Origin of the sequence: Paraburkholderia sp. RL17-337-BIB-A (assembly GCF_046025895.1) — a bacterium.
Lineage (GTDB): Bacteria > Pseudomonadota > Gammaproteobacteria > Burkholderiales > Burkholderiaceae > Paraburkholderia > Paraburkholderia fungorum_C.
Genome location: NZ_JARESY010000003.1, coordinates 931,746 through 957,563, shown reverse-complemented (window position 1 = coordinate 957,563; position 25,818 = coordinate 931,746). Strand labels below are relative to the sequence as shown.

Below are 25,818 nucleotides of genomic sequence, written 5' to 3'. Positions count from 1 at the left end.
TTCATTTACCTTCGGAATCTGTAGACGACGCCGGTTGCGTCGTGGGTTGCGTCGTGGGTGCGGATGACGCTGAGGCCATCGCGAGCGGGGGGAGACGACCACCGACTGCCTGCTGCAAGTCGGTCTCCGCAAGCCAGTAGTCCTTCAGCGCGTCGATATAGCCGTTCACCGCGCCGACCTGGTCGCGCGAATCAGCGAGCAGTTCGAACACGCTCGCGAGCATGCCGTTGTAGCGAAGCATGAGTTCGTCGGAAATGGTCTTGCGGATTGGTACGACCTCGTCGCGGTAGTGCTTCGCGACGTCGTAGTCGGTCACGTAGGCCGAGTACGACTCGCGAACTTCGGACCGTGCGTTAATCGCGGTCTCGGCGACGCGGTTGACCGACTGCATGTAAATTGCTTCGGCGCGTGCAACCTTCGAACCGCCCCAGTTAAAGATGGGAATCTCGACGCTGATTTCGTAGCCCTGTTCGTGGCCGTCGGACGTCGTGAAATTGTTCTGATATCCGACATCCAGCGCGTTGATAAAACGCGTCGCTTTGCTCAGACCCAATGACGATGCGACGCTCTGCGTCTGCAGCTTCGCCGCCTGGATGTCCAGCCGGTTCTGCATCGCGAAGCTCTCAAGGTCCTTCAGCTCTGGACGGTCCTTGGGCAGGTCCGGCAGACGGTCGGGCAGCTTGTACTGCGTGCCCGCTCCCCACAGGCCCATCGTGCGGGTCAGCTTCTCCCGAGCGGCGACAGACTGCTGTCGCGTCTTCGCTAGTTGCGCCACGGCATCTGCATAGAACGCCTGCTCGCGCGCGTAGTCGAGCTTGCTGAAATCACCCGCCTGCTGCGTCCGCAGCGCGAGTTCGGCACCGGCCTCGCCGGAATCTTTTACCTGCGCGGCGTACGCGGCCGACTGCTGGGCTGCAACCGCGTTGACATAGGCCCGGCGGGCGTCGGCCGCGACCTTGAGCATCGCATCTGCAGTCAGCAGCTTGGTCTGTTCAAAGCGGCGGCTCTCAATGCGCGTCGCGAGCGGCATCGTCAGGACATTCAGCAAGCTGAGCGTAAAGGTTCTATTGATGCTCAGGGAGTCGTTCCCATGCGCGCGACTGAACGTGAATCCCGGATTAGGCAGGCGTCCGGCCTGTACCAGGTCGGCCTCGGAGATGCCGAGTTCCCCGTATGAAGCCTGCAGTCCCCGATTGTTCAGCAAGGCAATCTGCACGGTGTCGTCCATGCTGAGCGGCTTTGAAAGAAGTTCCTGCGTCCGCTTTGCAACCGCCTCGCGGTCCTCGTCGGTCTTCATCAGCAAGGCGTCCTTCCCAAGACGCTCCGATGCGGTCGTCGAAACGGTGTTAAAGCCGCCGTCCTTTGAAAAGGTCGTACAGCCGGCAAGAAACGCTAGTGCGGTGGCCGCAGCGACGACGCGGCCGCACGAAAAGAAATGCCGCATCATTTGGCCGACTCCTCTTGATGAGAGGTGGGGTCGTTACTCTTGGCACCGGCGCCGCCGGAAGGCATCTGGCTGTGGCTCATCCCCGGCTTTCCGGGCGAGGTCGTTACTGCCCGGTTGAGCTCCTGCCAGCTGGGCGCTTTCTGGTCCCGGTATGGTTGATAGTCCGCAAAGACGGACGGCACGCTAACCGTCGGAACCGATGCAGCCGCATCCGTCGGGTCAGGAAGTGCAGTAGTGGCGTGCACGAGCGTTGGCAACAATGCCGCCGCCCCGGCTAGCGCCGCGATAAACATTCGCATGGATTTTCTCGTCGTAAGTCACCTGGATAGCCGACAGGCCATCAGGTCGAAATTTCGCATCGCGGCTACGGCCGCGACAGAAGGACTAGACGAGGGAGATTCGGGGAGGACGTTCGATGCCGCCGGTCAGGAACGACGCGATGCGGTCTGAGCGGGGAATCAGAAGAGCAAAATGAACAGCGTCGGCGGATGTCACTACCGTGGGGGCGCCCGGCAAGGCGCCGCCGAAACAGCAGGATGCGCATGTCGAGCACGAATGTGCATGGTGCACATCGCCGCCATGGGGATGGCTGTCATGGTCGCTCCCAGCCACTGTCACATCATGCGTGTGATGGTGCGGGAGCGACTCATCAGCGTCTTCATGGTGCGCAGACGCGACTTCACTCCCGAAATGCGACGACCCGCATTTCATGGAGATGGCCGCGAACGACTGAACCGGAAGGCTCAGTATTAGCAGCACGACGACGAAGAGTTTGCGCCAATAGGACATGGTCCGGAAGTCTAGCACGCAGTTCACGAAGGCTGTAAGACAGAGACCGCGTCAGTGTGTAACCGCGCTTGGGCGATTTCACCCTCTGTTTTCCTGCCCCGCCTCTGACCTGCGACGACGACTCGCGAGCAGGCGCGTCGCGGTACTTGACCTTCCCGCCATGGGAAGGTTCAAGCTTGAGATTCCGATTTGCTAATGGAGTAGAAAATGGAGTTCGAAGTCAAAGATATGTCATGCGGCGGGTGCGCAAACTCAATCACGCGCGCGGTCAACAGTGTTGACCCGGCAGCCAAACTGGACATCGATGTCACCACCAAAGTCGTGAAAATCGATTCGGCGCTGCCATCGGACCGACTGGTCGCGGTCATCGAAGAGGCAGGATTCCATCCCACGGTCAAAGGCTGACGACGCCGTCCCACGGAGGTAGACGAAATGCGGCTCCCGATTTGTGCGTTACTGTTCGCCTTGGGGTTTCAGCTTCCGGCGCACGCTGAAAACGTTATCGTGCTGAATTCAGCCGACGCCAGCGTAAGCCTGATTGACGAGGCGACGCAGAAAGTCGTCGACACGATTGCTGTCGGCAAGGAACCCCATCACCTCATGGCGACGCCCGACAATCAGTCGTTGATTGTGGCGAACTCGGTTGCCAACAATCTCGTCTTTCTCGACCCCAAAACGGGGAAAGTCCAGCGCTGGCTTCAAGGCATCGAGGACCCATATCAACTCGGATTCTCCTACGACCGTAAATGGTTCGTCACGAACGGCTTGCGCCTTGACCGGGTCGACATCTACCACTACGACGGAAAAAACTTCGCGCTCGCCAAGCGCGTGCCGCTGGCTGCGATGCCGAGCCACATGATTTTCTCTGCTGACAGCAAGATTGTTTTCGTCACGCTGCAGGTCTCAGGCGAGGTCGCGGCGATTGACTTGGCAACCCAAACCGTGCTCTGGAAAATGCCCGTCGGCAAGTCGCCCGCCGGTCTCTGGCTCACGCCGGGGGACAAATACCTGTTGATTGGCATGACCGGCGCGGACTACGTCGCAGTCATCGACTGGCGGGCGCGCAAAATCGTGAAGACCATCCATACCGACAAGGGTGCGCACAACTTCCGGTCGTTCGTCGACGGACAGCACATTCTGGTGTCGAACCGGGTCGGCAGCACTATCAGCATTCTCGACCAGAACACGCTGACCAATGTGGGCACCATCAACGGTTTGCTTGCTGGTCCGGATGACATGGAACTGACGCCCGACAAACGATACCTGTGGGTGACCTTCCGGTTCACCCGCTACGTCGGCGTCATCGATATGAAAACCCACAAGCTCGTTAACACCATCAAGGTCGGAAAATCGCCCCACGGTATCTACTTCTATAACCGCGCGCCGCTCATATAGGAGCTTCCACGCAGGAGGTTGCGATGCAGATTATCACTGCCCTCGGTCATGCCCTCTGGATGGCCTTCACGATGTTCTGGCAGATATTCTGGGGATTGAGTCTCGGCTTCCTGTTCTCCGCCGTAATTGAAGTCGTGGTCTCGAAGTCCGAGATGTCCAGGCTTCTGCCTGACGCATCTCCCCGGTCGCTGACCGTCGCCAGTCTGCTCGGTGCCGCGTCCTCTTCCTGCTCCTACGCCGCCGTCGCGATGGCACGCTCCATCGTGCGCAAGGGCGGCGACTTCACGTCATCAATGGCGTTCCAGTTCGCCGCGACGAATCTCGTGCTCGAACTTGGCGTACTGATGTGGGTACTGATTTCGTGGCAGTTTGCCGCCGCTGAATTCATAGGTGGACCCATCATGATTGTCGTTCTAGTACTGCTCTTCCGGTTCTTTCTCAAGGACTCGCTGAAGAAGGAAGCTATCGAACAGGCGGACAAGGGAATCGCCGGCAGCATGGAAGGTCATGCGGCCATGTCGATGGTTGAGCAGCACGGGACCTGGAAGGAGCGTCTCTCTTCGAGGGAAGGATGGATTGCAATCAGCCACAGCTACGTGATGAACTGGTCAATGCTGTGGCGAGACATCGGTATCGGGCTACTCGTCGCGGGCGCACTCGGCGCATGGGTGCCCGACAGTTTCTGGCAGAAGTTTTTTCTCGTCAGCCATCCGATGGCCGCGATGATTTGGGGCGCGTTTGTCGGCCCACTGATTGCTGTTGCGTCGTTTACCTGTTCGGTCGGGAACGTGCCACTCGCCGCAGTGCTGTGGAACGGTGGCATCAGCTTCGGTGGGGTGGCCTCTTTCATCTTCGGCGACCTCATCATTCTTCCCATCCTCAACATCTACAGGAAGTACTACGGCGGCAGGATGACTACGTTTCTGGCCGTTACCTTTTATGTCGCGATGGTCGCGGCCGCATTGGTAGTTGAGTCACTGTTCCAGCTGCTTGGATGGGTTCCCAGGGAACGGCATACGGCAGTCGTCGATGCAGCAATTACTTTCAACTACACCACCGTGCTCAACATCATCTTCGGCGCCGTCTTTCTCATTCTGATGGTCGTCTTTTTCAGGACCGGCGGCCCCGAGATGATGCGAATGATGGAACGCGGGGAACATGACCATGGTCCGCGCGGGAGCCATAGCTCTCGTGACCATGCACACCATCAACACGGTGGCCACTCGAAATGACCTTTCTTATAAGGAGATTCAAGATGAAAAGCCTTCTCGCTCTGCGCGCCGCGTCCATTTGCGCGGGCGTCCTATTGACTGTTGCGGCATATCCCGCCGGCGCGCAACAAGGCGCATCCATGCCGGGAATGAACATGTCCAGTTCGGCCGATAGCGGTTCAAGCCCGTCAACATCAGCGTTCAAGGAAGCGGACGAAAAGATGATGAAGGAGATGAGTGCCCCTCCGTACAGCGGTGACACCGATAAAGATTTCGTGTCTCACATGATTCCGCATCATCAGGGCGCGGTCGATATGGCGAAGGTGGAGCTGAAACACGGCAAGGACCCCGACATGAAGCGACTGGCCAGGAACATCATCAAGGCACAAAATGAGGAAATCGCTTACATGAAGAAGTGGCAGGCGAAACACGCCGGCAAATAACGTCGTTATGTGCGGATGGCTGCTGACCCGCAGTCCGTACAGCAGGTGATTGGCTGGAGTGGCGATGGACGACCGTGCTCGTCGCAAGGATAAACGTAAAACGCTGACGGAGCGAACGACGTCGGCGATACGGGCGCGGCTCGAAGGCCGGGGCGCACGGGTGTTCCTGCCATTTTTCGGCCCGGCGGTGGTCGTCTCAATCGCCTACATGGACCCGGGGAACTTCGCGACGAACATTCAGGCTGGCGCGAAGTACGGCTATACGCTCCTCTGGGTTGTGCTGCTGGCGAATCTGATAGCCATGCTGTTTCAGGGGCTCTCCGCAAAACTCGGGATAGTTACCGGGCGAAACCTCGCGGAGCTTTGCCGCGAACACTTCCCCAAGCCGCTCGTCCTTCTCATGTGGGGCGTGAGCGAGGTGGCCGCGATGGCAACGGATTTGGCCGAGTTTCTCGGCGGAGCAATCGGCCTGTCACTCTTGTTCCACATGCCGTTGTTTGTCAGCATGGTGGTCACCGCTCTCGTGACCTATGCGCTTCTGTTATTTGAGCGCGCCGGTTTCCGTCCACTCGAGCTGGCAATTGGTGGACTGGTCGGAGTGATTGGCTTGTCCTACCTGGCCGAGCTATTCATCGTGCCAATTGCGTGGCCGGCAGTCTTCGTTCATACGTTCTCACCGCGCCTTCCGGATTCAGAGGCGCTCACTATTGCTGTCGGCATTATTGGCGCGACAGTCATGCCACATGCGCTGTTTCTCCATTCGGGGCTGACTCAAAGTCGCGTCCTCCCAATGACAGAAGCTGAACGCACCACGCTGCTCGCGTATTCGAACCTCGAGGTCGTCATCGCATTGGCCACCGCAGGTCTTATCAATATGGCCATGGTCATCATGGCTTCCGGCGCATTCCACGAGGGACACCCTGATGTCGCAGAAATCGAGACGGCATACCACACACTGGCACCGCTGCTGGGCATAGGCGCTGCAGGCATTTTTCTCCTTGCCCTAATCGCCTCCGGGATATCAAGTTCGGTCGTGGGCACGATGGCTGGCCAGATGATTATGCAGGGCTTCATTGGCTTTCGTATCCCGCTTTGGGTGCGAAGGGTCGTGACAATGGTGCCCAGTTTTGTCGTTGTTGGTTTCGGGGTGAACGCGACCAATGCGCTCGTCATCAGCCAGGTCGTGTTGAGTCTTGCCTTGCCGTTTCCGATGATGGCGCTGCTATGGTTCAGTTGTCGACAGGACATCATGGGCGTTCGCAAGAACCGCACGTTCACTACCATATTGGCCACGGTAGCAGCGACTGCGGTCCTGTCGCTCAACGCACTCTTGTTATTACAAACCTTTGGGCCTCTTTTAAATTTTCAGTGGGTAGGTTTGGCGGGTCAAGGGCGGGCGTGAGCCCGGCGAAGCGAATCCTTGAGGCGCACTGAATCGACAAGCTGAGTCGTGGCTGGTTGCGGCAGAATGCGGCAACCAGCCACGTAAGACAGGCAACCATGACGAATCAACTGTTCGAATCCGCTCTCGGTATAACCACCCCTTGGTACGTCCAGGGCGTTGACTTCGATGCTGCCCAGCGGCAGCTCTCGATTGCCGTGGACTTCGTCGCAGGCACCCGGTTTGCCTATCCTGGAATTGCCGGTGAACATCCTGTGCACGACACGCAAATCAAGCGTCTGCGTCACCTGAATTTCTTCCAGCACGAGTGCTTCCTCGAAGTGCGGGTGCCGCGTGTGCGTTTGCCCGATGGCTCGGTACGGTTGGTCGAACCGGACTGGGTTGGCCAACTCAGCGGCTTCACGCTGCTGTTCGAGGCGCTCGTGCTGATGCTCGCCCAGCAGATGCCGTTCGCCGCTGTCGCGCGTGCGGTCAACCTGTCGTGGCACCGGGTGCATGCTATCTGTTCGCGGTATGTCGAACTGGCACTCGCATCGGCGGACCTGTCGGCCGTGAAGACGGTGGCGATTGACGAAACTTCCTACCGGCGCGGTCATGAGTATCTAACCCTGGTCGCCGACATGCAGGCGCGGCGAGTCGTGTTCGTCACGACCGGCAAGGACGCCAGCACGATTGAACGCTTTGCGGCCTATCTGGGCGAACACGGTGGCACGTCCGGGCAAGTCGGCTCGGTCAGCATCGACATGTCACCGGCTTTCATCAAGGGCGTCAATGAACATCTGCCTGAAGCGCGAGTAACCTTCGACAAGTTCCACGTCGTCGCTCACGCGTCCAAAGCGCTCGACACAGTACGTCGGCAACAACAGAAGGTCGACCCGGAACTCAAAGGCATGCGCTGGACGTTGCTCAAAGACCCGAACAAACTGAATCTCGCTCAACTGACCGACCTCGAGGCGCTCATCAGTCAGTACACCACCCAGCGTACGGCCCGCGCCTGGCTGTATCGCGAGCAACTGCGCGAGATTCTCGAGCGCAAGCAAATCAATGTTGTGTCGGAGATGTTGCAACAGTGGTGCACCAACGTCATGCGCTCCAAGGTCGAACCGATGAAGGACGTGGTGCGATTGATTCGGCGGCATTTCGACGGCATCGTCGCCTGGACCCAGACTCGTCAGACCAACGGATTCATCGAAGCCATCAACGGTCTGTTCCAGGCCGCCAAACGCAAGGCACGTGGATACGCCCGCTTCGAAACCATGCGCACGGTCCTGTTTCTCATCGCTGGAAAACTCGACTTCTCACGCTTTAACCAACATGCCCGCTGAGCCCCGTTACCCACTCCGTTTTCAAAAGAGCCACCTTTGGCGTAGCGCTTCCGGACCTGTCGCTGCTACTAGCTGGTTGACGGACTCACTATTGGACTGAGAGCGCGACGATTTCTTCCTGGGTACGTCCAACACGCGCACGCAACGAGGCAACGACGCGACATTCATTCCTCGGGTGACGCCAGCAGCGCCACCGCAACGCCATGACAATCCACCTTGGCCAGTACGGTTGCTCCGAGGCCTGCGCCCCAGTTGTCGTGAGCATCGAGCGCGATGGCCTCAAGGAACGCCGCAAGGAAAACGACCGTGAGCGACCATGCCGGGTACCAGCGAGCAGATGCAACAGTTGGACGTACGCATGCTCCATCGTGCGCTGTCAGCCTTGCTGCCGTAATGGTTGGAAGTAACGCGCACGAAATCCGCCTACGACGTTTTCGAGCGCGAGGCGCCCGCCTGTCCGCCGTGCAATTTCCGAAACGATGGAAAGACCGAGTCCACTTCCTGATGCAATGGAGTGGTCCAGTCGGTAGAAAGGTTCCAGCACACGCTCGAGTTCCGCGTCCGGAACGCCGGGGCCCGAATCTGCAACTTCAAACACTACCTCGCTTCCTGCACGAACGACGGACACATCCACCTTGCCGCCGGCTGGTGCATATCGCACCGCGTTGTCGACCAGGTTTCTCAGCACCACCGTGAGTGACGACGCATCGACAACCACCTCCAGTTCATCGAAATGCTCGAACCCGAGGTCGATATCCTTCTCGCGGGCAACGCCAATCGTGGCGTTGATGACCTCGGTTGCCACGGCGCGCAGTGATACCCTGGTCGGTTGCTCCAAAGCTCCCTGCTCAGACCTCGCCAATGTGAGCAGTTGTTCCACCAGCCTGTGGGTGCGGCGCAATCCTGACTGCAGTGCCATGAGCCGCTCACGGGCATCGGCCGACGTAATCGTTGTTCCCAGATTCCCCGCCTGCAGCGACAACGCGGCCAGCGGCGAACGCAATTCGTGTGCGGCGCTCGCGACAAACCGGCGCTGATGACTGATGGCCTCCCTCAATCGTGCAATCAGCCGGTTAATCGACCTGACAAACGGCAACGCTTCGCTGGTTATACCATCTTCAGGAAGCGGTTCAAGCGACATGTCGGTTTGGCGGTCCACCACGCTTGCAAGACGTGTGAGAGGGGCCAGCTTGGCTCTAACAATCACCACGATTACCATGAACAGGGCCGGTAACAGCAGGAGCATGGGTACGAGTGTTCTCATCGCGCCATCCTGCGCAATTTCGTCGCGCAATGCAGACGGTTCTGCAACGGCGACGCGCTCGCCGCTGTGGAGAGTCCGGATATTGACGCGCCAGCTTTGCCCGTTGCCATCCAGGTCGTGAAAGCCGTCAGTGATGGCCTTGGGAATCACGAGTCCGGCGGCCTGCGCGATGCCCGTTGTCGCGTCGCTCAAGCTGTCGATTACCACTTTGACGTCCGCGTCCTGGGAGCTCTCAATCGATGGTCGAGACCCGCTGAACGCGAGCGCCCGACTATCAATCAACGCAGCGATTTCCTTCAGTTGCCCGTCCTGCAACTCCCTTGCTTCCTGGTAAGCGAACACGAACGACAGCACACAGGCAATCACACCTACGCCCACAATTACGCAGCCAATCCACGCCGACAGTTGCGACGTCAGAGAGCGTGATTGTTTTCTTTGTCCACCAACCATCCCACACCTCGCACGTTGCGAATGACAGACGCACCCAGTTTCTTGCGGATGCCGTGAATCAGGACCTCCACGGCATTGCTCTCGACCTGTTCTTCCCACGCGTACAGCTTCCGCTCCAGTTCGCTTCTCGACTGGACTGTCCCGGGCTTCATCAGGAGTGCGCTCAGCAGTGCGAACTCGCGACTGGTCAGCCGGCATTCGGTGCTGCCGTACACCGCGAGGTGAGTAGCTGAGTCCAGCGTGAGATTTCCGCTGGTCATCCTGGTATCGCCGTGGTCACCGAGTCGTCGCGTCACCGCCCGAACGCGTGCGAGTAGCTCGTCAATTTCGAATGGCTTCACAAGGTAGTCGTCGGCGCCTGCGTCCAAACCAACGATTCTGTCCCCAACGCTATCGCGTGCCGTGAGAATGATGACTGGAGCCTTGCTGCCTCCGGCCCTCAGCGACCGAAGCACGTCTATGCCATCGCGCTTCGGCAGGTTCAGGTCCAGAAGCACCACATCATGCTCGCGTCCCAACAGCGCGCCCGTGGCTGACTCAGCGTCGTGAACCCAGTCAGCCGCATAGGCTGCGTCCCTCAACGCCTGGACGATTGCGTTGCCAATCATTTCGTCGTCTTCTACGAGCAGGATTCTCATGCGTCTCACCGAGGCCAAAAATAGGTGCTAAGTTAAAACTAAGTGTCGTGAATTAGTATCCGAACGGCCTTCCCCAATCGGATATGCATCGTGAACCATGGCGCTTTCGATAGTAGGTTGCAAAGCACGGATTCGGCAACTGGTCGATGGCGCACCGCTACATGTGCGCACACGCGAGTCGCCCGTCTCATGGTTCTAGCGCTCGCATTGGCGTTGCATGGATGTGTATCCTATATTCCCAGACCACTTCCAGACGCAGCGCAATGGCCTGATGACGGTGCTTCAACAACCCCATCGCTGACTGTGGACCAGGTTGTCCAGCGCGCACTCGAGCATAGCCCGGATATCCGTCGTGCAGAGCGGGAACTCGATATCGCCACCGCCAGGCAGTACGCGGACGGTCTGCTGCCGGACCCAACACTCAGCTTCAGTACCGACCGTCCTGGCGCGGCGGGATACGTTCCTGCATTCATGGTGGGGCTCAGCTATGAAATTTCCGCGCTGGTTGACCGTCCAGCGAGAAGGCGAGCCGCAGCAGAGGCTCGTGATAAGCAGCAGCTCGCTTTGGAATGGACGAAATGGCAGGTCGCGAACCGTGCGTATGCGCTTTATGTTCTGAATGGAAGCCTCGAGCGTCTGGAGAGCGACGTCGAGAAGCTCGTGGTCCATCAGAGGAATGTCACTGAGCGAATGCAAAAGGCGCTCGTTCGTACTGACGTGACGCGTGACCTGGCCGTGCTGGCGGAAATCGCTTACCGCGACAGCGTCCAACAGTTAGGGACGCTGCGGCAGGAACATCTCAGGGCAGGACGGGAACTCAATACACTGCTCCAACGACGCCCCGGTACGCACCTGACCCTTGTGCCTCCACCCGAGTCATCTGACGTCCCGCAGGACATCCTCGTCAATGCGCTCTCAGACCTCGGGCAGCGTCGCCCCGATTTGCTGGCTCTGCGTGCGGGGTATGCCGAACAGGACGAACGCTATCGCGCAGCGCTCCTGGCTCAGTTCCCTCGACTGGACATCGGAGTCACACGAGGTCGGGACACGTCAGCCATCTACACGTCAGGGTTTACCGTTTCGGTGACGCTTCCCCTGTTCAACGGTAACCGGGGAAATATCGCGGTCGAGAAGGCTACTCGGGAAGCCCTCTCTCAGGAATACGGCCAAAGGCTCGAAGATGCATACACGGCTGTCGACGGACTCAGCTCGGAGCTGAGCCTGCTTCATGAACAGGTTCGCGCGGCAATCTCAGCGGAGGCGACGCTCGATGCGTCCGTGAAGCTGGCGCGCGTCGCCTACGGCAATGGTGATATGACGTTACCGGTATTGGCTGACCTTGAATCGCGGCTGCTGAATCAACGCATCGCGAGAACGAAGCTCGCGAATTCGGTACTTCAACAGCAGGTCGAGCTCTGCACCTTGATTGGCGTGAGTGCCATTGACCATAAACCGCTAGACAAGGACCTTCAGTGAATTCGACTCGGTTGATTCTCGTTGCCGCAGTCATTGGTACGTGGTCCGTGTCTGGTCATCGCGCATTCGCCCAGGACATCGTGACAATGCCTGCCGTAGAGAAGCGGGTCGTAACGACATTCTCGGCGCCCGCACGCGTGCAGGCAGCATCCAACACCGTGCTCAGCGCGCCCACGGCAGGCGTCATCTCCGGCTTGCGCGTTCTCCCCGGTGAAACGGTGCGGACCGGGCAAGCGCTTGCGCACCTGACGGGGCCCACCGTATCAACTGACAGTGCGCGCCTTGCTGCCGACCTGAAGTCGGCCCAGATACGGGTGTCTGCGGCAACCCAGGCTTTCGCCATCGAACAGCAAAAGCTTGATGAGCAACTCAGCACGCGCGATGCCGTTATCCGCGTGCGCGCCGAACTCGATACTGCACGTCAGCAACTCGTAGCGGCGCAGTCGGCCTCGCGGAACTACGCGAGCCTCGCCGTCATTAGCGCGCCGGAGCCGGGCGTGGTGACGGCGGTCAATGCGGCCGATGGTCAATACGCGAGTGCCGGCCAGGCGCTGGTAACTGTGGTCCCCGCGCGTGGTCTTTACGTAGTAGCGAATCTATATGGAAGCAATGCCTCATCGGTTGCCGCCGGAAAAAAAGGGGTCTTTCTTGCCGAGGGTGCGAATGCGCCCATCGACGTGGTCGTGGAGCGCGTGTCGTGGAGCGTTACCGCGCCCGGTCAACTGGAAGTCTGGCTCAATGCCGTACATGGAACCGCGCTTGTGCCGGGAGCGGTCGGCACAGTTTCTTTGACCACAACTGACGACAAACGGTTGGCCATTCCATCCACCGCGCTCATTCTCGATGCCGGCCAATGGTGGGTACTGGTGCGTGACAGGAGCGGCAGCCGCCGACGCCAGGTGATTCCGGGTCTATCCGACGGTGGCTGGACGTCAATCAGGCAAGGACTCGCGCAAGGTGAGCGAGTCGTGACGCAAGACTCGTATCTTCTCTTTCACCAGGACTTCGCGACGCGTTACCAGCACACCGACTGACGCTCCTCTGCCAACAAGAAGATGCTCAAAGATATCGTCAAGCGGCCGCTGCTCTGGGTCATGCTGTATGCGGCACTGATTGCCTACGGCATCTACGCGCTCCTCAATATCCACGCCGAGGTCCTGCCGCAGTTCAACATGCCACAGGTGAGCGTTGTCGCCCAGTTGCCCGGAGCTACGACTCTGGACCTGGAGGGGCTGATTGCGCGGCCCGTCGAAGCCGAACTGTCGTCGCTCTCGTCATTGAGCGACGTGCGGACGGTCGTGGGCCAGGGTTCCGTCAAAATTGAAGCTCGATTCGTGGAAGGCACCACCGCTGCAAGTGCGTTGCAGGAAGTCAACGGTGTCGTCGGGCGCATTAACGGTGCGCTGCCGAAAGGCACAAGCCTGACGACGGAAATCTCCGGCAACGCGATAAACGAGGTTGCCGACTACGCAATCCAGGTTCCGGACGGCGTGGATGCGTCACAGGTGCAGCGCATCATCGAGTCAAATCTTGTGCCCCGTGTCCGGGCGGTCCCGGGCGTGCAGCGTGTGTCGGTCGCCGGACCCGGAGCGGATGCGATATGGGTGCGCCCCGACCTTGCGAAGCTACAACGTTTCAATGTCTCTGCATCGGCACTCGCGGCATCGCTCGATGCGACGACTGCAATGGTGCCGAGCGGATATGTCGACCTCGGACACCAGGACGTTTTCATGGAAGGCAGAAGTCTGCCGACGAAGCCTTCCGAGTACGCCCGCGTGCCTGTCGCGTCAGCCGGGAACAGGATTCCACTTGGCTCGATTGCGGACGTTGTCCGGACTGCGCTTCCGTCGCACCATACGGTCAAACTCGACAACAGGCCCACCATCGCGCTCATTGTCTTCAAGCAGCCCGGCGCCTCAACGCTACCGGTCGTCGACGAGGTTGATAAAACGCTGCGGGAACTCGAACCTCAGTTGCCCGGTGGCGCACGCTTCGTGCGCATCTACAGTCAGGGACATATTGTCGGCGTCGTCGCTGCCGACCTGACCAGGAATCTCGCCATCGGAGCCGTGCTTGCGGTCGGCGTCCTGTTCTGGATGCTCGGCGCGAGTCGCGGGATATGGGCCCTTGCGTTGAGTATCCCGCTCTCGCTACTGCTCGGTATCGCAGGGCTGTACCTGATGGGACAGACACTGAATCTGCTGACCTTCGGCGCATTGTCAGTCGCGGTCGGCCTGCTCGCTGATGACGCCATCATAGTGCTGGAGAGCATCTACCACCGTTGGGAATCTGGAGACGGCAAGTGGGAAGGTGTCGCGCGAGGGTTGCGCGACATCGCTGGGCCTGACATTTCCGGGACGATGACCACCGTCGCGGTGTTCCTGCCGCTCGTGTTCGTGGGTGGCCTGGCGGGGTTGTTCTTTGTCCCGTTCTCTGTCGCGATGACAGTCAGCCTGATTGCATCGCTGCTCATTTCGTTGAGCCTGATTCCGCTCGTGCTGGGATTCATCGGGCCTCATATCGAGAAGCGCGCCACATCCGGTTCGCGTGCTGTCGCGTGGCTGAAGAGCCAGAACCTGCGCCTGTTCGACTTTGCGCTGCGTCGTCCTCGGGTCTCACTCTGGTCTTGCGTAGCCATTTTCGTGGTCTCCGTGGCTGGGCTTGTGCTGGTGCCGGTCGATTTCCTGCCACTGCCGAACGAGGAGGTGCTGCTCGAAAGCTTTACGCTACCGCCTGGCACGTCATTGCACGATGCCCAGGATGCATCCGACCGCATTACCCAGCGCCTGCTCGGCCTCGAACCGGTGGCGCACGTGTTTTCACGTGTCGGCTCCGCGTCGGGGACGTCCTACACCGAGCCCGCCTACGCAGGCGAGATTCAGATTGCGCTGAAGCCCGATGTGAACGCGAGCAGCCTCGATAAAATCGGCAAGCAGATTCTGGACGCGTCGAAGCTTCCTGCCGTCCAGACTGTAATTGGGACGCCGACTCTCGAGCGGGTTGGCGAAACGCTTTCAGGCTTACCACAACCGTTCGTCATCGATGTCTACGGCGATTCCATTGAAGCCCTGCAGTCGCTCTCAACCGAAGTCACTCGTCGGCTTGCTGGCGTGTCGGACCTCTCGGACGTCTTCAACAACGACGGTTATCCCATCACCGAACTGCGAATTACACCCAATCCTGACGGCCTTGCGCTCCACGACATCACGCCGGCGCAGCTTTTTTCCCAGTTACACATCTTGCTGGCCGGTCAGACAGTTGCGACGGTTCCGGAAGGCAATGGTCACCTGGACGTCTTCATACGACTGACCGACCCGACGCACCTGTCCATCGAGCAGTTCAATCAGCTTCCGGTCATGGCCAACGGGTGGGTCGCCTTGAACGAAGTGGCCGACGTCCGCATGGCGACCGGACCCAACGTCATCCGGCATCTGAACGGGCTGCGTGCGGTCGAAATACTGGCGACGCCCACCGCCCCCCTCGGGCAGGTGATATCTGCTTCCAGGCAGGCGCTGGCGACGCTTTCGCTGCCAGCCGGGTACGAAGTGAAATTCGGCGGTCTGTATCCCCAACTTGAACGCGCAGCGATTAACGTAGGTGTCGCGGCGGTTGTTGCGTTGGCCTTGATGCTGGGCATCCTTACGCTGCAATTCGATGGGCTGCTTGTGCCGGGGCTGCTTTTGTTGCAAATGCCGCTGGCGTTCTCGGGCGGAGCAGTCGCCCTGGTGGTGAGCGGTGTTGGGCTGAACGCCATCGGTCTGATTGCTTTTCTCACCCTGATTGGGGTGAGCTTGAACCATGGCATCGTGTTGCTACAACTGGTGAGGCGAAACGAAGCGCAGGGATTGTCCGTGGTCGACGCCGTGCGCGACGCGGTCGAGGTGCGGTTCCGGCCGATTCTGCTGACCGTCCTGACAGCATCGCTGGGCCTCTTGCCGACCGCACTGGGCTTCGGCAAAGGTGCCGCGCCCGAACAGGGGTTGGCCATCGTTACGCTGGGCGGGCTAGTCTGGAGCGGCCTGCTCAGCACTAATCTGCTGCCGGCGCTTTATGTGTACAAGCGCGAGCGGCAGCTCCGAAAGGCATCATAGGCCGGTCGGCGCTAGAGCCTGGCAGCAGGCTGTCTCGCTTCACCGTTCTGTTGCATGAATGCGCGACAATGTGAGCGTCGAGGCGGCTCTTCACTGAACAGAGGACACGTGCAGACTGATTCCACTAAGCGCCCCGGTACGCTCCGTCAAATCCCGCGCGGCGTCTGGACGCTCGGCTTCGTGAGCATGTTCATGGACATCTCGTCGGAAATCATCCACAGCCTTCTGCCAATGTTCCTCGTGACGAGTCTCGGTGCGAGCGCCTTGATGGTGGGCCTGATTGAAGGCGTCGCCGAGGCGGCGGCTCCAATCGTCAAGGTGTTTTCCGGCGCACTGAGCGACTACCTGGGTAACCGCAAATGGCTCGCCGTCATTGGATACGGCCTTGGTGCTCTGAGCAAACCGCTGTTTGCGCTCGCGCCCACGGCCGGCTTCGTGCTGACTGCGCGTATAGTCGACTGCATCGGCAAGGGTATTCGGGGTGCACCGCGCGACGCGCTCGTGGCCGACATCACACCCCTGCACCTGCGTGGCGCGGCTTATGGCCTTCGACAATCACTCGATACGGTCGGCGCGTTTCTGGGACCCTTGCTTGCGGTTGTATTGATGCTGCTGTGGGCCGACAACTTCCGTCTGGTGTTCTGGGTCGCGGTGGTGCCCGGGCTCGTTGCCGTTGCGTTATTGGTTCTCGGTATCAGGGAACCCGCACGGCAGTCGGAAGCGAAACGCGTCAATCCAGTCACGCGCGAAAACCTGAAGAAACTCTCGCGCGGATACTGGTGGGTGGTCGGCGTCGGCGCAGTCTTCACGCTCGCGCGGTTCAGTGAAGCATTCCTCGTACTGCGCGCAATGCAGGCCGGGGTTCCGATAGCGCTGGTTCCCCTCTCCTGGTCACAATGAATGTCGTGTACGCGCTTTCAGCTTATCCGTTCGGGAAGCTGGCGGATTCGATGAGTCACACCAGGTTACTCGCCGTCGGCCTCGTGGTCCTCATCGCATCTGACATCGTGCTTGCCCATGGCAACTCGTGGCCAGTCGTGACAATCGGCGTGGCCCTCTGGGGGCTGCATATGGGTCTGACGCAAGGTCTGCTGGCGACCATGGTTGCGCAATCGGCGCCGCCCGAGCTGAAAGGCACTGCCTTCGGTTTCTTCAACCTGATGAGCGGGCTGGCGATGCTTGTTGCGAGTGTCGTGGCCGGTGAACTCTGGGACCGGTTTGGAGTCAGCACGACATTTTATGCCGGGGCGGGATTCTGTATCGCAACGCTGTTTGCGCTTGCGACCAGTACAACGACACTCGCGGGCAAAACGTGAATTGGCGTCTGCTCTTTGAGCGCATTGGCGCGCGCAACCTGCTCGTGGCCGGCGTGCTAGCCATTGGTGGCACGTGGCTCTTGCTCGGCGTAATGGAGGATGTCATTAGTGAGGACCCACTCGTTGCCGTCGACATAAAGATTCACGCCGCGTTGCAAACACTTCGCTTTCCGTTACTCGATTCCCTTATGGTTGCCGCCTCAGAGCTAGGCGATGCAGCTGTCACCGTCCCGGTCATTCTCGTCGTCCTTGCGTGGCTCGTTTGGCAAAGGCGGCTGCGAAGCGCCGCTTACTGGATTTCGGCGGTCCTGTTCGCACAGCTCTTCGTCGTGACGCTGAAGTTTTTCATGCGCCGTGCGCGACCGTCTTCGATGTACGAGGGCTTGCAGGGGTTCTCCTTTCCCAGCAACCATGCGACGCTAAGCGTCGTCACCTATGGCTTTCTAGCGTTCTTCGTTGCGCGCGCCTGGGGCAATGTCGGACGGCGACGCATTGCGACTGCCACGGCTCTATTCATTCTCCTTATCTCCTTTTCACGTCTTTATCTGGGCGCTCACTGGTTCTCAGACGTGCTCGCGGGCCTCAGCTTCGGCGTGGCATGGATAGCGATAGCCGCCGTGCTTCATCACCTTGGCGATGAAAATCAGAGAGACGCGTCCTCCCTTGGTATAGCGTCGTTCGTCACGTTTGTCATCAGTGCAGTTGTACACATCATCATGCAGCACGGTGTGGACATGACCCTCTACGCCCCCGGGTAGCTTGTTGGCAACCCTCTTGCTGGCCGACACTGCCTTCACGCAGAGTCGGGAGGCGAAACATGAGGGCAAGTGACCGCGTGCGTCGATGCGAGGAACGCACATCATTTGGAGTGGGATTCGACGCGGTCGAGGTCCCGCGCACAGGTTGAGCGTTCAATGTGCGGCGCGTCGAATTACGTTCGCGAGCGTTCAGTCGCTATGGAGGTGCAGCCGTCCTTGAATCAGTCGTCATCGTCACCGTGGTGATGGTGTTCCCATCCACGGTGGCGACCGTGGTCATGCCACCTGCGCTCGTCGCCGTAATCCCTTTCATAGCGGTATCCATAGCCATAGACCGGAGCTGGTGCATAGACCACCGGCGGCGGAGCCTCGTACACGACTGGGGGAGGGGCGACATAGACGGGCCCAGGCACGCCCAGAAAAACTCCAATGTCCGCGCGAGCGAGAGTTGCGGTAGATGCGGACGCAGCAGAAATGCCCACTGCGAGAAAAAGGGTCATGCGTTTCATGGAGTTCTCCTGTCCAGTACACTTCTGACGGATGCCAGACAATGGCGAACGGTGCGGATTTTACGAAGGGCACGCGGACGCAGGTGCGGCTGAAATGTCAATTCTGTAACCGCCAGTAACCCGTTGTGATGTACTGCCGGCTGTGGGTATGCTTACGACGCTGCCAGTGAGTCGCCGGAGACATGAACACGCTCGCCTACCTGGACCGGCGGCTGCGTCGAGTAGTTGAAATTCCGGTAGCTGCCATCCTGCATTCTTACCTGCACCTGGTAGCTCGTCGCCTTGCGCACCGCATGCTCGATGCCGTTGCCCGCCAATCCACCGCCAACAGCTCCCGCAATCGTTGCCAGAACGCGACCACGTCCTCCTCCAACCTGATTTCCCAATAACCCGCCAGCTACAGCTCCGCCTACGGCTCCGAGACCCGTTGTCGGTTCGGGTTCCTGAACAGTATTGACGGCGACAACTTCGCCAGCGTTCGGGTCAACCGCGACCTGCCGCGGTGCCGGCTGCACCGCGTTTTGATATGCGTCGTTGTTTGAATACCTTGGAGCCTGTTCAACCGGAGTGGTCCGATGATGATGCACACGGGGCTGGACTGGCGCGTCCTCCCGCGTGGCGTGTTGCTGAGCGGCTGGTTGCGGCAATGCAAGCGGCGCGCTGGCGGTCTGAGCGACGACCGGTACAGCCTGCGTCGAAGGCGCGGTCGTTGCCCGGGACGTCGGAAGAATGCCCGTCATCGCTGCGATGCCCGTCGCACTGGCCAGGATAACGGCGACAGCCGCACCGGCAACCAGAGGGTGGATACGACTGCGTTGCGGCAAATTGGATGTCAGGTTGGTGTTCATCTCGCGCTCCGTTGACGTGTGTCAGCAAGAACGCGGGAGCCCACAAACCGGTGGACGTAGCGACCGCAAGATTTGTAAGCAGTTGTAGCGCTTTCCGACTGTCGTTCGGTAGCGTTGTCCCGGAGGTGTATCGCTCCGGACGGCGTCTGGCGCTTCAGGTTACCGCTCCGAACAAGGCGCCGACGACCGGCAACGAGGCTCGCCGTTGAGACAATCCCGTCATTGGCGCCCAGTACAGCGGCGCGCAACCAGCTAATGGATTCCAGACGGTGCTGTTCCTTATGTCGCACAGGCATAGTTCCTCCCCGTTGGAAACGTTGATGCACTATCTCATTACGGTAGATGCGCGAGCGGCCTGATTATCTAGCTACGATGGCGACATCGGAGAGCTTGTAGTCCATGGCATTGTCCGCCGGCGCCGACGAACCTGGCGATTCACGCTGCAGCTTGGCCTGTCGCCGCACCCGGTCGTTAATCACCTGATGGCGTCGGTGGTCGGTCATCTTCTTCCACCCCCGAATTTCATCGAGAGTACGAAAACACCCAACGCACAATTTGGTCTTGCCATCGAAGGCACACACATCGATGCACGGCGACTTGACTGCCATGGGTCAGGCCGCCGCGTGTGAGGGTTGCACTTCAACGGTGACATGCGACAGCCCCTTGAAGCGCTCGAGCACCGCGTGATAGAAGCGCGAATCACGCTGGGGTTCACCCGTCGCCACCGACACCACGGCGCTCATGTGACCCGGACCCACCCGCCATACGTGCAGGTCGACGACCTTGTCGCCACGGTCCTCGATAGCGTTCCGGACGTTCTCGGCCATGCGTCGGTCGGGATTCATATCGAGCAGGATTGCGCCCGTGTCTCGCATCAAGCCGTATGACCAGTTTGCAATTACCAGCGCGCCAATGACACCGGCGAGCGGGTCCATCCAGAGCCAGCCAAATGCGCGTGCCAGCAAGAGGCCGATGATAGCCAGCACGGAGACAGCCGCGTCGGCCATCACGTGAATGTACGCAGACCGGATATTGTGGTCGCGGGTCGCTGCTTCATGCGCGTCGTCGTGGTGCACATGCTCTTCGAATTCGACTTCGTGCTCGCCATCCGGCATCCGCACGATGGCTTTAAACGCGTGCGGCTCAGGAATCTCTTCCTTCGATTCCAGATAGCCGCCACGGTCCGCCAGCGCGAATACCTGTTGCGTCCCATCGGGTCGCACCGTCGTAACGGACGCCACTGAAGCGTCCGGTGGCGAGCCCTCCGTCGCCGGTGTAATACGAAACACCGGAGGCACCCCGTCCTCGAAGATGGAAACGGCAAACACACCAGTCGGCGCAAAAATCTTCTGCCCCTCGTCCTCATGAGCATGGTCGTCGTGACCGTGGCCGTGTCCGTGGCTATGACCATGGCTATGGCCGTGGTGGTCGCCGCTCAGGAGCCAGACGCTCGCCAGGTTAACCAGCAGGCCGACCACCGCGATAGGAATCGCTTCGTCGAAGTGAATCGGTACCGGCGACAGAAAGCGCGAGACTGCCTCGTATCCAATCAGCAGTGCAATCATGGCAAGCACGATGGCACTCGTGAATCCCGCCAGGTCGCCCAGCTTGCCGGTACCGAACACGAAGCGGGGGTCGGCAGCGTGCTTGCGCGCATACGTATAGGCGAGTGCCGCAATCAGCATCGCGCCCGCATGCGTCGACATATGCAGTCCATCGGCGACGAGCGCAAGCGACCCGAACATGCTCCCGCCGACGATTTCAATCAGCATCATCGCGCTGCACAGCACAATCACAGCCCACGTCTTTCGCTCGTTCTGTTCGTGACCGGCGCCAAGGAAGATGTGGTCGTGCCCCGCGCCAAACGTGGCGTCTTTGAAATCACTCATTTCCAACTCGCCTTACTTGAAATAGCTGTGAACAACTTCGATGAGCTGTTCGGTCGCGCTGTCACCTGACTCCTCGCCGCTTTCTGCATCGACAAGGTGATTCCGGATGTGGTCCTCCAGTACGACGGCAAGAAGGCCGTTCATCGCTCCCCGGCAACTCGTAATCCGCTGCAAAACGTCCGCGCAGCCGTGCTCATCCTCCAGCGCACGTTCAATCGCCTCTACCTGCCCCTTGATGCGGCGCACCCTGTTGAGAAGCTTCTGCTTTTCCTGAACCGTGTGACTCATCGCGTTCTCCACATACCCCCACCGGGTATACAATAGTTCTTAGTCTACCATAGGGGGCGGGGGTATAGGTCATTACGTAAAACTCTCCGCGCGCGCGGATTTCACGGGATACTTTCTGAATCTGGTTATTGTTCGTAGCCGTCAATCCATGCACGCGCGCCACAACGCCGCTTTCACCGCACTTCTTGCCGCCGCGCTGTTCGGCGCAACGACGCCTCTCGCCAAGACCTTGCTCGGTTCTCTCTCGCCGTTCACGGTCGCGGGTCTGTTTTATCTTGGTAGCGGCGTCGGTCTTGCCATCGGAATTCTCTTCCAGCGACTGCGCCGCTCGACCGGCGAACGAGAAAACGAAAGCCGGATTCAGCTCCCCGAAATGCCCTGGCTTCTTGGTGCAATCGCAGCAGGCGGCGTCGCGGGGCCTGCGCTGCTGATGCTTGGCCTCAGCACGACGCCTGCTGCAACCAGTTCACTGCTGCTGAACCTTGAGGGCGTATTCACGGCGGTGATTGCCTGGGTGGTATTCCGCGAGAACGTGGACGCACAGATATTTCTCGGGATGGTGGCAATAGTGTTGGGGGCGTCGTCCTGGCGTGGCAGCCGGGTGCGGCAGGCGCCTCGCCAGATGCACTCCTCGTGGTCGCAGCCTGCGTCGCGCGGGCGGTCGACAATAACCTGACGCGGAAGGTGTCGACGAACGACGCGATGGTCATTGCCTGTCTGAAAGGTCTTGTCGCCGGCTCAGTCAATCTGTCCATCGCGCTGCTTCTCAGCGCGCATCTGCCAGGCGTCGGGAAGATTGCGGCTGCCATGCTCGCCGGCTTCGCCGGCTACGGTGTGAGCTTGGTTCTTTTTGTCGTCGCCCTGCGAAATCTCGGAACCGCCCGAACCCGCGCGTATTTTTCTGTCGCCCCGATATTCGGCGTCGGGCTATCGCCTTTCCTCTGGCCCGAAGTGCCCTCGGTGTCTTTCTGGATTGCGGCTGCGCGCATGGCTCTTGGAATCTGGCTGCATATCCGTGAGCGGCATGAACATCCGTACACTCACGAGATTCTGGACCACAACCATCGGCACCGGCACGACGAGCACCATCAGCACACCCACGACTTTGAGTGGGATGGTGAGGAGCCGCACACGCACCCCCATCTGCACGCACCTATTACCCACACGCACGCGCATTTCACCGATATTCACCACCACCACATCCACTGACGACGGAAGCGAATCTTCGCTTTGAAAGCTCGACGGCCGGTGCGTTCTGCGCCGGTAAGTCGGACCTCGGTTTGTCATCGGGGCCATCGGCCCCCAATCCATCGACGTGACATCAACCCGACGAATCGCGACCATTTCGCTCGGAGGAGGGGCAGGCAACACGCAGTATGACCTGAGCTCAAAGCACATCTTCGTCAACGTCCAGACGCGGAATCAGCTGTTTGAAATCGACCCGACTACGGACCAGATAGTCGGGAGGATTGACGTGCCGGGCGCCCGCGGCAACCACGGGCTGCTGATAGATGCCGACCAGAGGGTGGCCTTCATCGCATGCGAGGGAAACGACCGGCTCGTCGTTCTCGACATTCGCACAATGCGCGCGGCATCGTCATTTGCGGTCGGAAAGGACCCGGATGTCCTCGCTTACGACCCTTCACTTCACCTGTTGTACGTCACCGGTGAGGCAGGCGTCGTCTCGATGTTTCGGGTAGAACGCAGCGCGGTCTCAAGACTGGGTGATGGTCATGTCGGCCCAAACGCGCATGTCGTGGCGATAGACCTCGAGACACACCGCGCCTACTTCCCACTCAAGAACCTGGAGGGCCGGACGATGCTGCGCATTCTGGAGCCCGTGCGCCATGGGGCCGGCTGACTTCGTTCGGACCAGGAAGGCGCCAAAGCCCATCCGGGGTCAGTCAACGCAGCAGGAGCCTGGCTGCTGCATCGGAGGGCACCGGTTGGTGACGTATGAGCAGTACACGCAGCAATCTCCGGGTTTCGGCCTGAGCAGGATTTTCCAATGTTCGCGTGCGCAAAACAGACGCACGCGTCGGCGGCCATGGTCTCGCTCTTCTTATGTCCGCACACTGGACACGTAATGGTCGACTCCAGAACAATCGCATTCATCGAGTTACACGCTTGATGTTGGGTGGCGACTAAAGCGTCTGTATAACAGATAGTCCAATGACCATTTGCCGGCACCCCGGCACAGCAGAACCAGCAGCATCGCGGCCCACTGAATGTGCGTGGGCCATGCCTGCGGATACACGAACACCTCGATGACAGTTGTCATGCCGAGCAGGACCAACGCTACGGGTCGCGTCGCCAGGCCGAGCACAAGTAGAACAGGGGTAGTCAGTTCGATTGACACCGCCATGTAGGCGGCAACCTCGGGAGGAAGCAACGGTAGTCGATAGTCCTCCCTGAATAACTCGAGCGCGGCATTCCAGTCGGCCAGTTTGGTCATCGCCGAGTTCCAGAAGACCGTGGCAACAGCGAGCCTCAGTGGAAGCGCGAGAACCGTGTGCGGCACCCGCTCCAGCCACCCAACGGCGCGTCGTACGCGGTCAGTCAGTCTCGAACTGCGATGAGCGGATTGAGATTCCGGCATCATGTGACTTGCCTCCCAATTGTTTGGCTGGATGCTTCGTTTGATAGGCAGATGTCGACAAAGCATCCAGATGCAAGAAGGTGCGCGAGCCAGACAGATGTCTCTGCGTCCGTCACGTCGACAAGGGCATCATGCAAGGGGCGCCCCGCAAGCAAGCCAGCCGTGAACCGGTATTGCCCTTCTGCCATCCGGTTCGCCTCGACACCCGAAGGCCCCCGGTGGATGTACAACCATACCGGGTCAGCGGCCAGATTGATGTTTGCCAATGCGCTATCGTCCCGGGACAACACCGCGTGCCAGATGGCATCGACGGGAAAGGACGACTCAAGTACCCGCACGGCAGAACTCGGCAAAAATCTTACAGCGTGCATGTCGACTGCGTCGAAATGCTCAAGGCGCCGCAAGTCAAGCGGCTTTGCGTCTGGCGCGTGCAGCACCTCATTCACGGCCCATTCAAGTCGTGCCGTATCTGGCAGATAGACAAGAGATGCCGCTTCCGGCATCCGCGCCAGAAATTCCGGAAACGACTCGCCGTAGCTGTCTAGCTGAGCGCTCGACGGTGGGCATTGCTCAATAAAAAGTCGAGCGGCGCCTTCGAAGAATTCGGACCCGACCAGAGCCTGCACGGCTGGATAGGTCAGCCGCAATGCTGTAAGCAGCGTGCTGTTCGCCGTATTTCGATAGATGGCGAGCCGCGCGTGCGGAGCCAGGCCGTCGGGTACCACATACCCAGATGCCTCGCCGTCGGCAAGCCCCAGCACGTCCCCGCGGACCGCGCGTTGCAGCTCAAGCAGCGTGGGTGCACAGATTGTCATTTCGCTGCCTCTCAATAGCGGCCTCTGCAATCGCGGCTTCTTCCATCAGAACCTCAAGCGCCGGGACATCGGTGTCCCATTCAATCAGCGTGGGAACGGGTCCAAAGCGCTTGAGGGCCTGTTCGAACAGGTCCCACACCGGAGGTGCGACGCGCGAGCCATGGTCGTCGATGCAAATTATCTGTCCCTGGTCAAGCTGTCGGACGCTGTGACCGGCCAGGTGAACCTCGGTAATTGCCGCCGGTGGCAGAGCATCGAGATAGGCCAGCGCATTCCAGCCGTGGTTGCAGGAACTGACATAGATATTGTTGACGTCGCAGAGAATGCCGCACCCCGTGCGCCGGGAGACCTCGGCGAGAAATTCCCATTCGGGAATGGTTGAGTGGCGGAAACGTAGGTAGGTCGATGGATTCTCTAACGAAATCCGCCGCTGCAGGTGGGCTTGGGCCTGGTCGACGTGCATGCAGACAATGTTCAACGCTTCTTCCGTCATGGGGAGCGGCAAGAGGTCGGCGAGATAGATGCCGCCGTTGATGCTCCAGGACAGGTGTTCTGAAACCAGTCCTGGCTCGACACGCTTGATGACGTCGCGCACACGCTCCAGATGCCGGACATCCATCCCTTCGGCGCTGCCCAATGAAAGGCCTACGCCGTGAAGCGAGATTGGATAGTTCCGGCGGATGGCGTCCAGGTAAGCTGGCGCGCTCCCGCCTCCCATGTAATTCTCTGTATGCACCTCGAACCAGGCGGCGGGCGGATGCCCTTCAACGACCTCTTGATGGTGGCGAAAGCGCAGCCCGACCCCGGCGCGCGCCGGAATCACGCCATGTGCATATTGCGAGGCTTCAGAAGCGGCATCCATGAC

Annotated in this window: 22 protein-coding genes and 5 pseudogenes; 13 read left to right on the top strand and 14 right to left on the bottom strand. The window is 59.8% G+C overall.

Features of this window, described 5'->3' with window-relative positions:
• Position 1 precedes the first annotated feature (1 nt).
• Positions 2 to 1,447: a TolC family protein gene (locus P0D84_RS42570; protein WP_408348677.1), complete on the bottom strand. Its 1,446-nt coding sequence runs from the start codon at positions 1,445 to 1,447 to the stop codon at positions 2 to 4.
• Positions 1,444 to 1,746 carry a hypothetical protein gene (locus P0D84_RS42565; RefSeq protein WP_408348675.1) on the bottom strand — a complete coding sequence of 101 codons (303 nt, stop codon included), beginning with the start codon at positions 1,744 to 1,746 and terminating at the stop codon, positions 1,444 to 1,446. Before P0D84_RS42565 ends, P0D84_RS42570 begins: the two co-directional genes overlap by 4 nt.
• 697 nt (positions 1,747 to 2,443) lie before the next feature.
• On the opposite strand from P0D84_RS42565, the gene P0D84_RS42560 reads away from it, so the two are divergent.
• The 6 genes from P0D84_RS42560 (at position 2,444) to P0D84_RS42535 (ending at position 8,012) form a co-directional block, all read left to right on the top strand.
• Complete coding sequence (locus tag P0D84_RS42560) at positions 2,444 to 2,641, top strand: heavy-metal-associated domain-containing protein (RefSeq protein ID WP_408348672.1); 198 nt, start codon at positions 2,444 to 2,446, stop codon at positions 2,639 to 2,641.
• Positions 2,642 to 2,668: 27 nt separating this feature from the next.
• Positions 2,669 to 3,631 (top strand): YVTN family beta-propeller repeat protein, encoded by a 963-nt coding sequence (locus tag P0D84_RS42555; protein ID WP_408348669.1) that lies wholly within the window; start codon positions 2,669 to 2,671, stop codon positions 3,629 to 3,631.
• Positions 3,632 to 3,654: 23 nt separating this feature from the next.
• On the top strand, positions 3,655 to 4,863 hold the full coding sequence (locus tag P0D84_RS42550) for a permease (protein ID WP_408348666.1): 1,209 nt from the start codon (positions 3,655 to 3,657) through the stop codon (positions 4,861 to 4,863).
• Positions 4,864 to 4,886: 23 nt separating this feature from the next.
• Positions 4,887 to 5,285 (top strand): CopM family metallochaperone, encoded by a 399-nt coding sequence (copM, locus tag P0D84_RS42545; protein ID WP_408348663.1) that lies wholly within the window; start codon positions 4,887 to 4,889, stop codon positions 5,283 to 5,285.
• A gap of 64 nt (positions 5,286 to 5,349) precedes the next feature.
• Positions 5,350 to 6,687: an Nramp family divalent metal transporter gene (locus P0D84_RS42540; protein WP_408348661.1), complete on the top strand. Its 1,338-nt coding sequence runs from the start codon at positions 5,350 to 5,352 to the stop codon at positions 6,685 to 6,687.
• Between the two features lie 98 nt (positions 6,688 to 6,785).
• Positions 6,786 to 8,012: an ISL3 family transposase gene (locus P0D84_RS42535; protein ID WP_408348658.1), complete on the top strand. Its 1,227-nt coding sequence runs from the start codon at positions 6,786 to 6,788 to the stop codon at positions 8,010 to 8,012.
• 376 nt (positions 8,013 to 8,388) lie between these two features.
• Here the strand turns inward: P0D84_RS42535 and P0D84_RS42530 are convergent, their stop codons facing one another.
• Positions 8,389 to 9,726, bottom strand: coding sequence for an ATP-binding protein (locus tag P0D84_RS42530; protein WP_408348655.1), 1,338 nt, complete (start codon positions 9,724 to 9,726; stop codon positions 8,389 to 8,391).
• Entirely contained in the window at positions 9,690 to 10,364 is a 675-nt protein-coding gene (locus P0D84_RS42525; RefSeq protein WP_408348652.1) for a response regulator, read from the bottom strand. Before P0D84_RS42525 ends, P0D84_RS42530 begins: the two co-directional genes overlap by 37 nt.
• 189 nt (positions 10,365 to 10,553) lie before the next feature.
• On the opposite strand from P0D84_RS42525, the gene P0D84_RS42520 reads away from it, so the two are divergent.
• The 5 genes and pseudogenes from P0D84_RS42520 to P0D84_RS42500 all read left to right on the top strand — a co-directional run bounded on the left by P0D84_RS42520 (position 10,554) and on the right by P0D84_RS42500 (position 18,005).
• The gene (locus P0D84_RS42520; RefSeq protein ID WP_408348649.1) at positions 10,554 to 11,840 is read left to right on the top strand and encodes a TolC family protein; all 1,287 of its coding nucleotides are present in this window, start codon (positions 10,554 to 10,556) and stop codon (positions 11,838 to 11,840) included.
• Positions 11,837 to 12,874, top strand: a complete 1,038-nt coding sequence (locus P0D84_RS42515; protein ID WP_408348646.1) for an efflux RND transporter periplasmic adaptor subunit — start codon at positions 11,837 to 11,839, stop codon at positions 12,872 to 12,874. The genes P0D84_RS42520 and P0D84_RS42515 overlap by 4 nt, the downstream gene beginning before the upstream one ends.
• A gap of 21 nt (positions 12,875 to 12,895) precedes the next feature.
• The gene (locus P0D84_RS42510; RefSeq protein WP_408348643.1) at positions 12,896 to 15,931 is read left to right on the top strand and encodes an efflux RND transporter permease subunit; all 3,036 of its coding nucleotides are present in this window, start codon (positions 12,896 to 12,898) and stop codon (positions 15,929 to 15,931) included.
• Between the two features lie 108 nt (positions 15,932 to 16,039).
• Positions 16,040 to 17,247, top strand: a pseudogene (locus P0D84_RS42505) (MFS transporter).
• Positions 17,244 to 18,005, top strand: a complete 762-nt coding sequence (locus tag P0D84_RS42500; RefSeq protein ID WP_408348640.1) for a phosphatase PAP2 family protein — start codon at positions 17,244 to 17,246, stop codon at positions 18,003 to 18,005. Before P0D84_RS42505 ends, P0D84_RS42500 begins: the two are co-directional and overlap by 4 nt.
• 221 nt (positions 18,006 to 18,226) lie before the next feature.
• On the opposite strand, the gene P0D84_RS42495 is transcribed toward P0D84_RS42500, so the two are convergent.
• The 6 genes and pseudogenes from P0D84_RS42495 to P0D84_RS42470 all read right to left on the bottom strand — a co-directional run bounded on the left by P0D84_RS42495 (position 18,227) and on the right by P0D84_RS42470 (position 21,539).
• Positions 18,227 to 18,514 carry a hypothetical protein gene (locus P0D84_RS42495; protein WP_408348637.1) on the bottom strand — a complete coding sequence of 96 codons (288 nt, stop codon included), beginning with the start codon at positions 18,512 to 18,514 and terminating at the stop codon, positions 18,227 to 18,229.
• A gap of 152 nt (positions 18,515 to 18,666) precedes the next feature.
• On the bottom strand, positions 18,667 to 19,362 hold the full coding sequence (locus P0D84_RS42490) for a glycine zipper 2TM domain-containing protein (RefSeq protein WP_408348634.1): 696 nt from the start codon (positions 19,360 to 19,362) through the stop codon (positions 18,667 to 18,669).
• A 185-nt stretch (positions 19,363 to 19,547) separates the two neighbouring features.
• A pseudogene (locus tag P0D84_RS42485) lies at positions 19,548 to 19,658 on the bottom strand (VIT1/CCC1 transporter family protein); the annotation flags it as partial.
• Positions 19,659 to 19,721: 63 nt separating this feature from the next.
• Positions 19,722 to 19,970 (bottom strand): DUF1289 domain-containing protein, encoded by a 249-nt coding sequence (locus P0D84_RS42480; RefSeq protein WP_408348631.1) that lies wholly within the window; start codon positions 19,968 to 19,970, stop codon positions 19,722 to 19,724.
• Between the two features lie 3 nt (positions 19,971 to 19,973).
• Positions 19,974 to 21,251, bottom strand: coding sequence for a CDF family Co(II)/Ni(II) efflux transporter DmeF (dmeF, locus tag P0D84_RS42475; protein WP_408348628.1), 1,278 nt, complete (start codon positions 21,249 to 21,251; stop codon positions 19,974 to 19,976).
• A gap of 12 nt (positions 21,252 to 21,263) precedes the next feature.
• Positions 21,264 to 21,539, bottom strand: coding sequence for a metal/formaldehyde-sensitive transcriptional repressor (locus P0D84_RS42470; protein WP_408348625.1), 276 nt, complete (start codon positions 21,537 to 21,539; stop codon positions 21,264 to 21,266).
• Between the two features lie 148 nt (positions 21,540 to 21,687).
• Here P0D84_RS42470 and P0D84_RS42465 point away from each other — a divergent pair.
• Both P0D84_RS42465 and P0D84_RS42460 read left to right on the top strand, forming a co-directional pair.
• Positions 21,688 to 22,748, top strand: a pseudogene (locus P0D84_RS42465) (DMT family transporter).
• A gap of 100 nt (positions 22,749 to 22,848) precedes the next feature.
• A pseudogene (locus P0D84_RS42460) lies at positions 22,849 to 23,400 on the top strand (YncE family protein); the annotation flags it as partial.
• Positions 23,401 to 23,439: 39 nt separating this feature from the next.
• Here the strand turns inward: P0D84_RS42460 and P0D84_RS42455 are convergent.
• From P0D84_RS42455 to bufB, 4 genes and pseudogenes are all read right to left on the bottom strand, one after another.
• A pseudogene (locus tag P0D84_RS42455) lies at positions 23,440 to 23,654 on the bottom strand (GDCCVxC domain-containing (seleno)protein).
• A 4-nt stretch (positions 23,655 to 23,658) separates the two neighbouring features.
• Positions 23,659 to 24,141: a DoxX family protein gene (locus tag P0D84_RS42450; protein WP_408348622.1), complete on the bottom strand. Its 483-nt coding sequence runs from the start codon at positions 24,139 to 24,141 to the stop codon at positions 23,659 to 23,661.
• Complete coding sequence (locus P0D84_RS42445; protein ID WP_408348619.1) at positions 24,138 to 24,953, bottom strand: HvfC/BufC family peptide modification chaperone; 816 nt, start codon at positions 24,951 to 24,953, stop codon at positions 24,138 to 24,140. The genes P0D84_RS42450 and P0D84_RS42445 overlap by 4 nt, the downstream gene beginning before the upstream one ends.
• Entirely contained in the window at positions 24,925 to 25,815 is an 891-nt protein-coding gene (bufB, locus tag P0D84_RS42440; protein ID WP_408348616.1) for an MNIO family bufferin maturase, read from the bottom strand. Before bufB ends, P0D84_RS42445 begins: the two co-directional genes overlap by 29 nt.
• Positions 25,816 to 25,818 lie beyond the last annotated feature (3 nt).

Excerpts from the sequence above, each read along its gene's own strand:
- P0D84_RS42570 (WP_408348677.1), bottom strand. The coding sequence starts at position 1,447 with ATGATGCGGCATTTCTTTTCGTGCGGCCGCGTCGTCGCTGCGGCCACC.
- P0D84_RS42565 (WP_408348675.1), bottom strand. The coding sequence starts at position 1,746 with ATGCGAATGTTTATCGCGGCGCTAGCCGGGGCGGCGGCATTGTTGCCA.
- P0D84_RS42560 (WP_408348672.1), top strand. The coding sequence starts at position 2,444 with ATGGAGTTCGAAGTCAAAGATATGTCATGCGGCGGGTGCGCAAACTCA.
- P0D84_RS42555 (WP_408348669.1), top strand. The coding sequence starts at position 2,669 with ATGCGGCTCCCGATTTGTGCGTTACTGTTCGCCTTGGGGTTTCAGCTT.
- P0D84_RS42550 (WP_408348666.1), top strand. The coding sequence starts at position 3,655 with ATGCAGATTATCACTGCCCTCGGTCATGCCCTCTGGATGGCCTTCACG.
- copM (WP_408348663.1), top strand. The coding sequence starts at position 4,887 with ATGAAAAGCCTTCTCGCTCTGCGCGCCGCGTCCATTTGCGCGGGCGTC.
- P0D84_RS42540 (WP_408348661.1), top strand. The coding sequence starts at position 5,350 with ATGGACGACCGTGCTCGTCGCAAGGATAAACGTAAAACGCTGACGGAG.
- P0D84_RS42535 (WP_408348658.1), top strand. The coding sequence starts at position 6,786 with ATGACGAATCAACTGTTCGAATCCGCTCTCGGTATAACCACCCCTTGG.
- P0D84_RS42530 (WP_408348655.1), bottom strand. The coding sequence starts at position 9,726 with ATGGTTGGTGGACAAAGAAAACAATCACGCTCTCTGACGTCGCAACTG.
- P0D84_RS42525 (WP_408348652.1), bottom strand. The coding sequence starts at position 10,364 with ATGAGAATCCTGCTCGTAGAAGACGACGAAATGATTGGCAACGCAATC.
- P0D84_RS42520 (WP_408348649.1), top strand. The coding sequence starts at position 10,554 with ATGGTTCTAGCGCTCGCATTGGCGTTGCATGGATGTGTATCCTATATT.
- P0D84_RS42510 (WP_408348643.1), top strand. The coding sequence starts at position 12,896 with ATGCTCAAAGATATCGTCAAGCGGCCGCTGCTCTGGGTCATGCTGTAT.
- P0D84_RS42495 (WP_408348637.1), bottom strand. The coding sequence starts at position 18,514 with ATGAAACGCATGACCCTTTTTCTCGCAGTGGGCATTTCTGCTGCGTCC.
- P0D84_RS42490 (WP_408348634.1), bottom strand. The coding sequence starts at position 19,362 with ATGAACACCAACCTGACATCCAATTTGCCGCAACGCAGTCGTATCCAC.
- P0D84_RS42480 (WP_408348631.1), bottom strand. The coding sequence starts at position 19,970 with ATGGCAGTCAAGTCGCCGTGCATCGATGTGTGTGCCTTCGATGGCAAG.
- dmeF (WP_408348628.1), bottom strand. The coding sequence starts at position 21,251 with ATGAGTGATTTCAAAGACGCCACGTTTGGCGCGGGGCACGACCACATC.
- P0D84_RS42470 (WP_408348625.1), bottom strand. The coding sequence starts at position 21,539 with ATGAGTCACACGGTTCAGGAAAAGCAGAAGCTTCTCAACAGGGTGCGC.
- P0D84_RS42450 (WP_408348622.1), bottom strand. The coding sequence starts at position 24,141 with ATGATGCCGGAATCTCAATCCGCTCATCGCAGTTCGAGACTGACTGAC.
- P0D84_RS42445 (WP_408348619.1), bottom strand. The coding sequence starts at position 24,953 with ATGACAATCTGTGCACCCACGCTGCTTGAGCTGCAACGCGCGGTCCGC.
- bufB (WP_408348616.1), bottom strand. The coding sequence starts at position 25,815 with ATGGATGCCGCTTCTGAAGCCTCGCAATATGCACATGGCGTGATTCCG.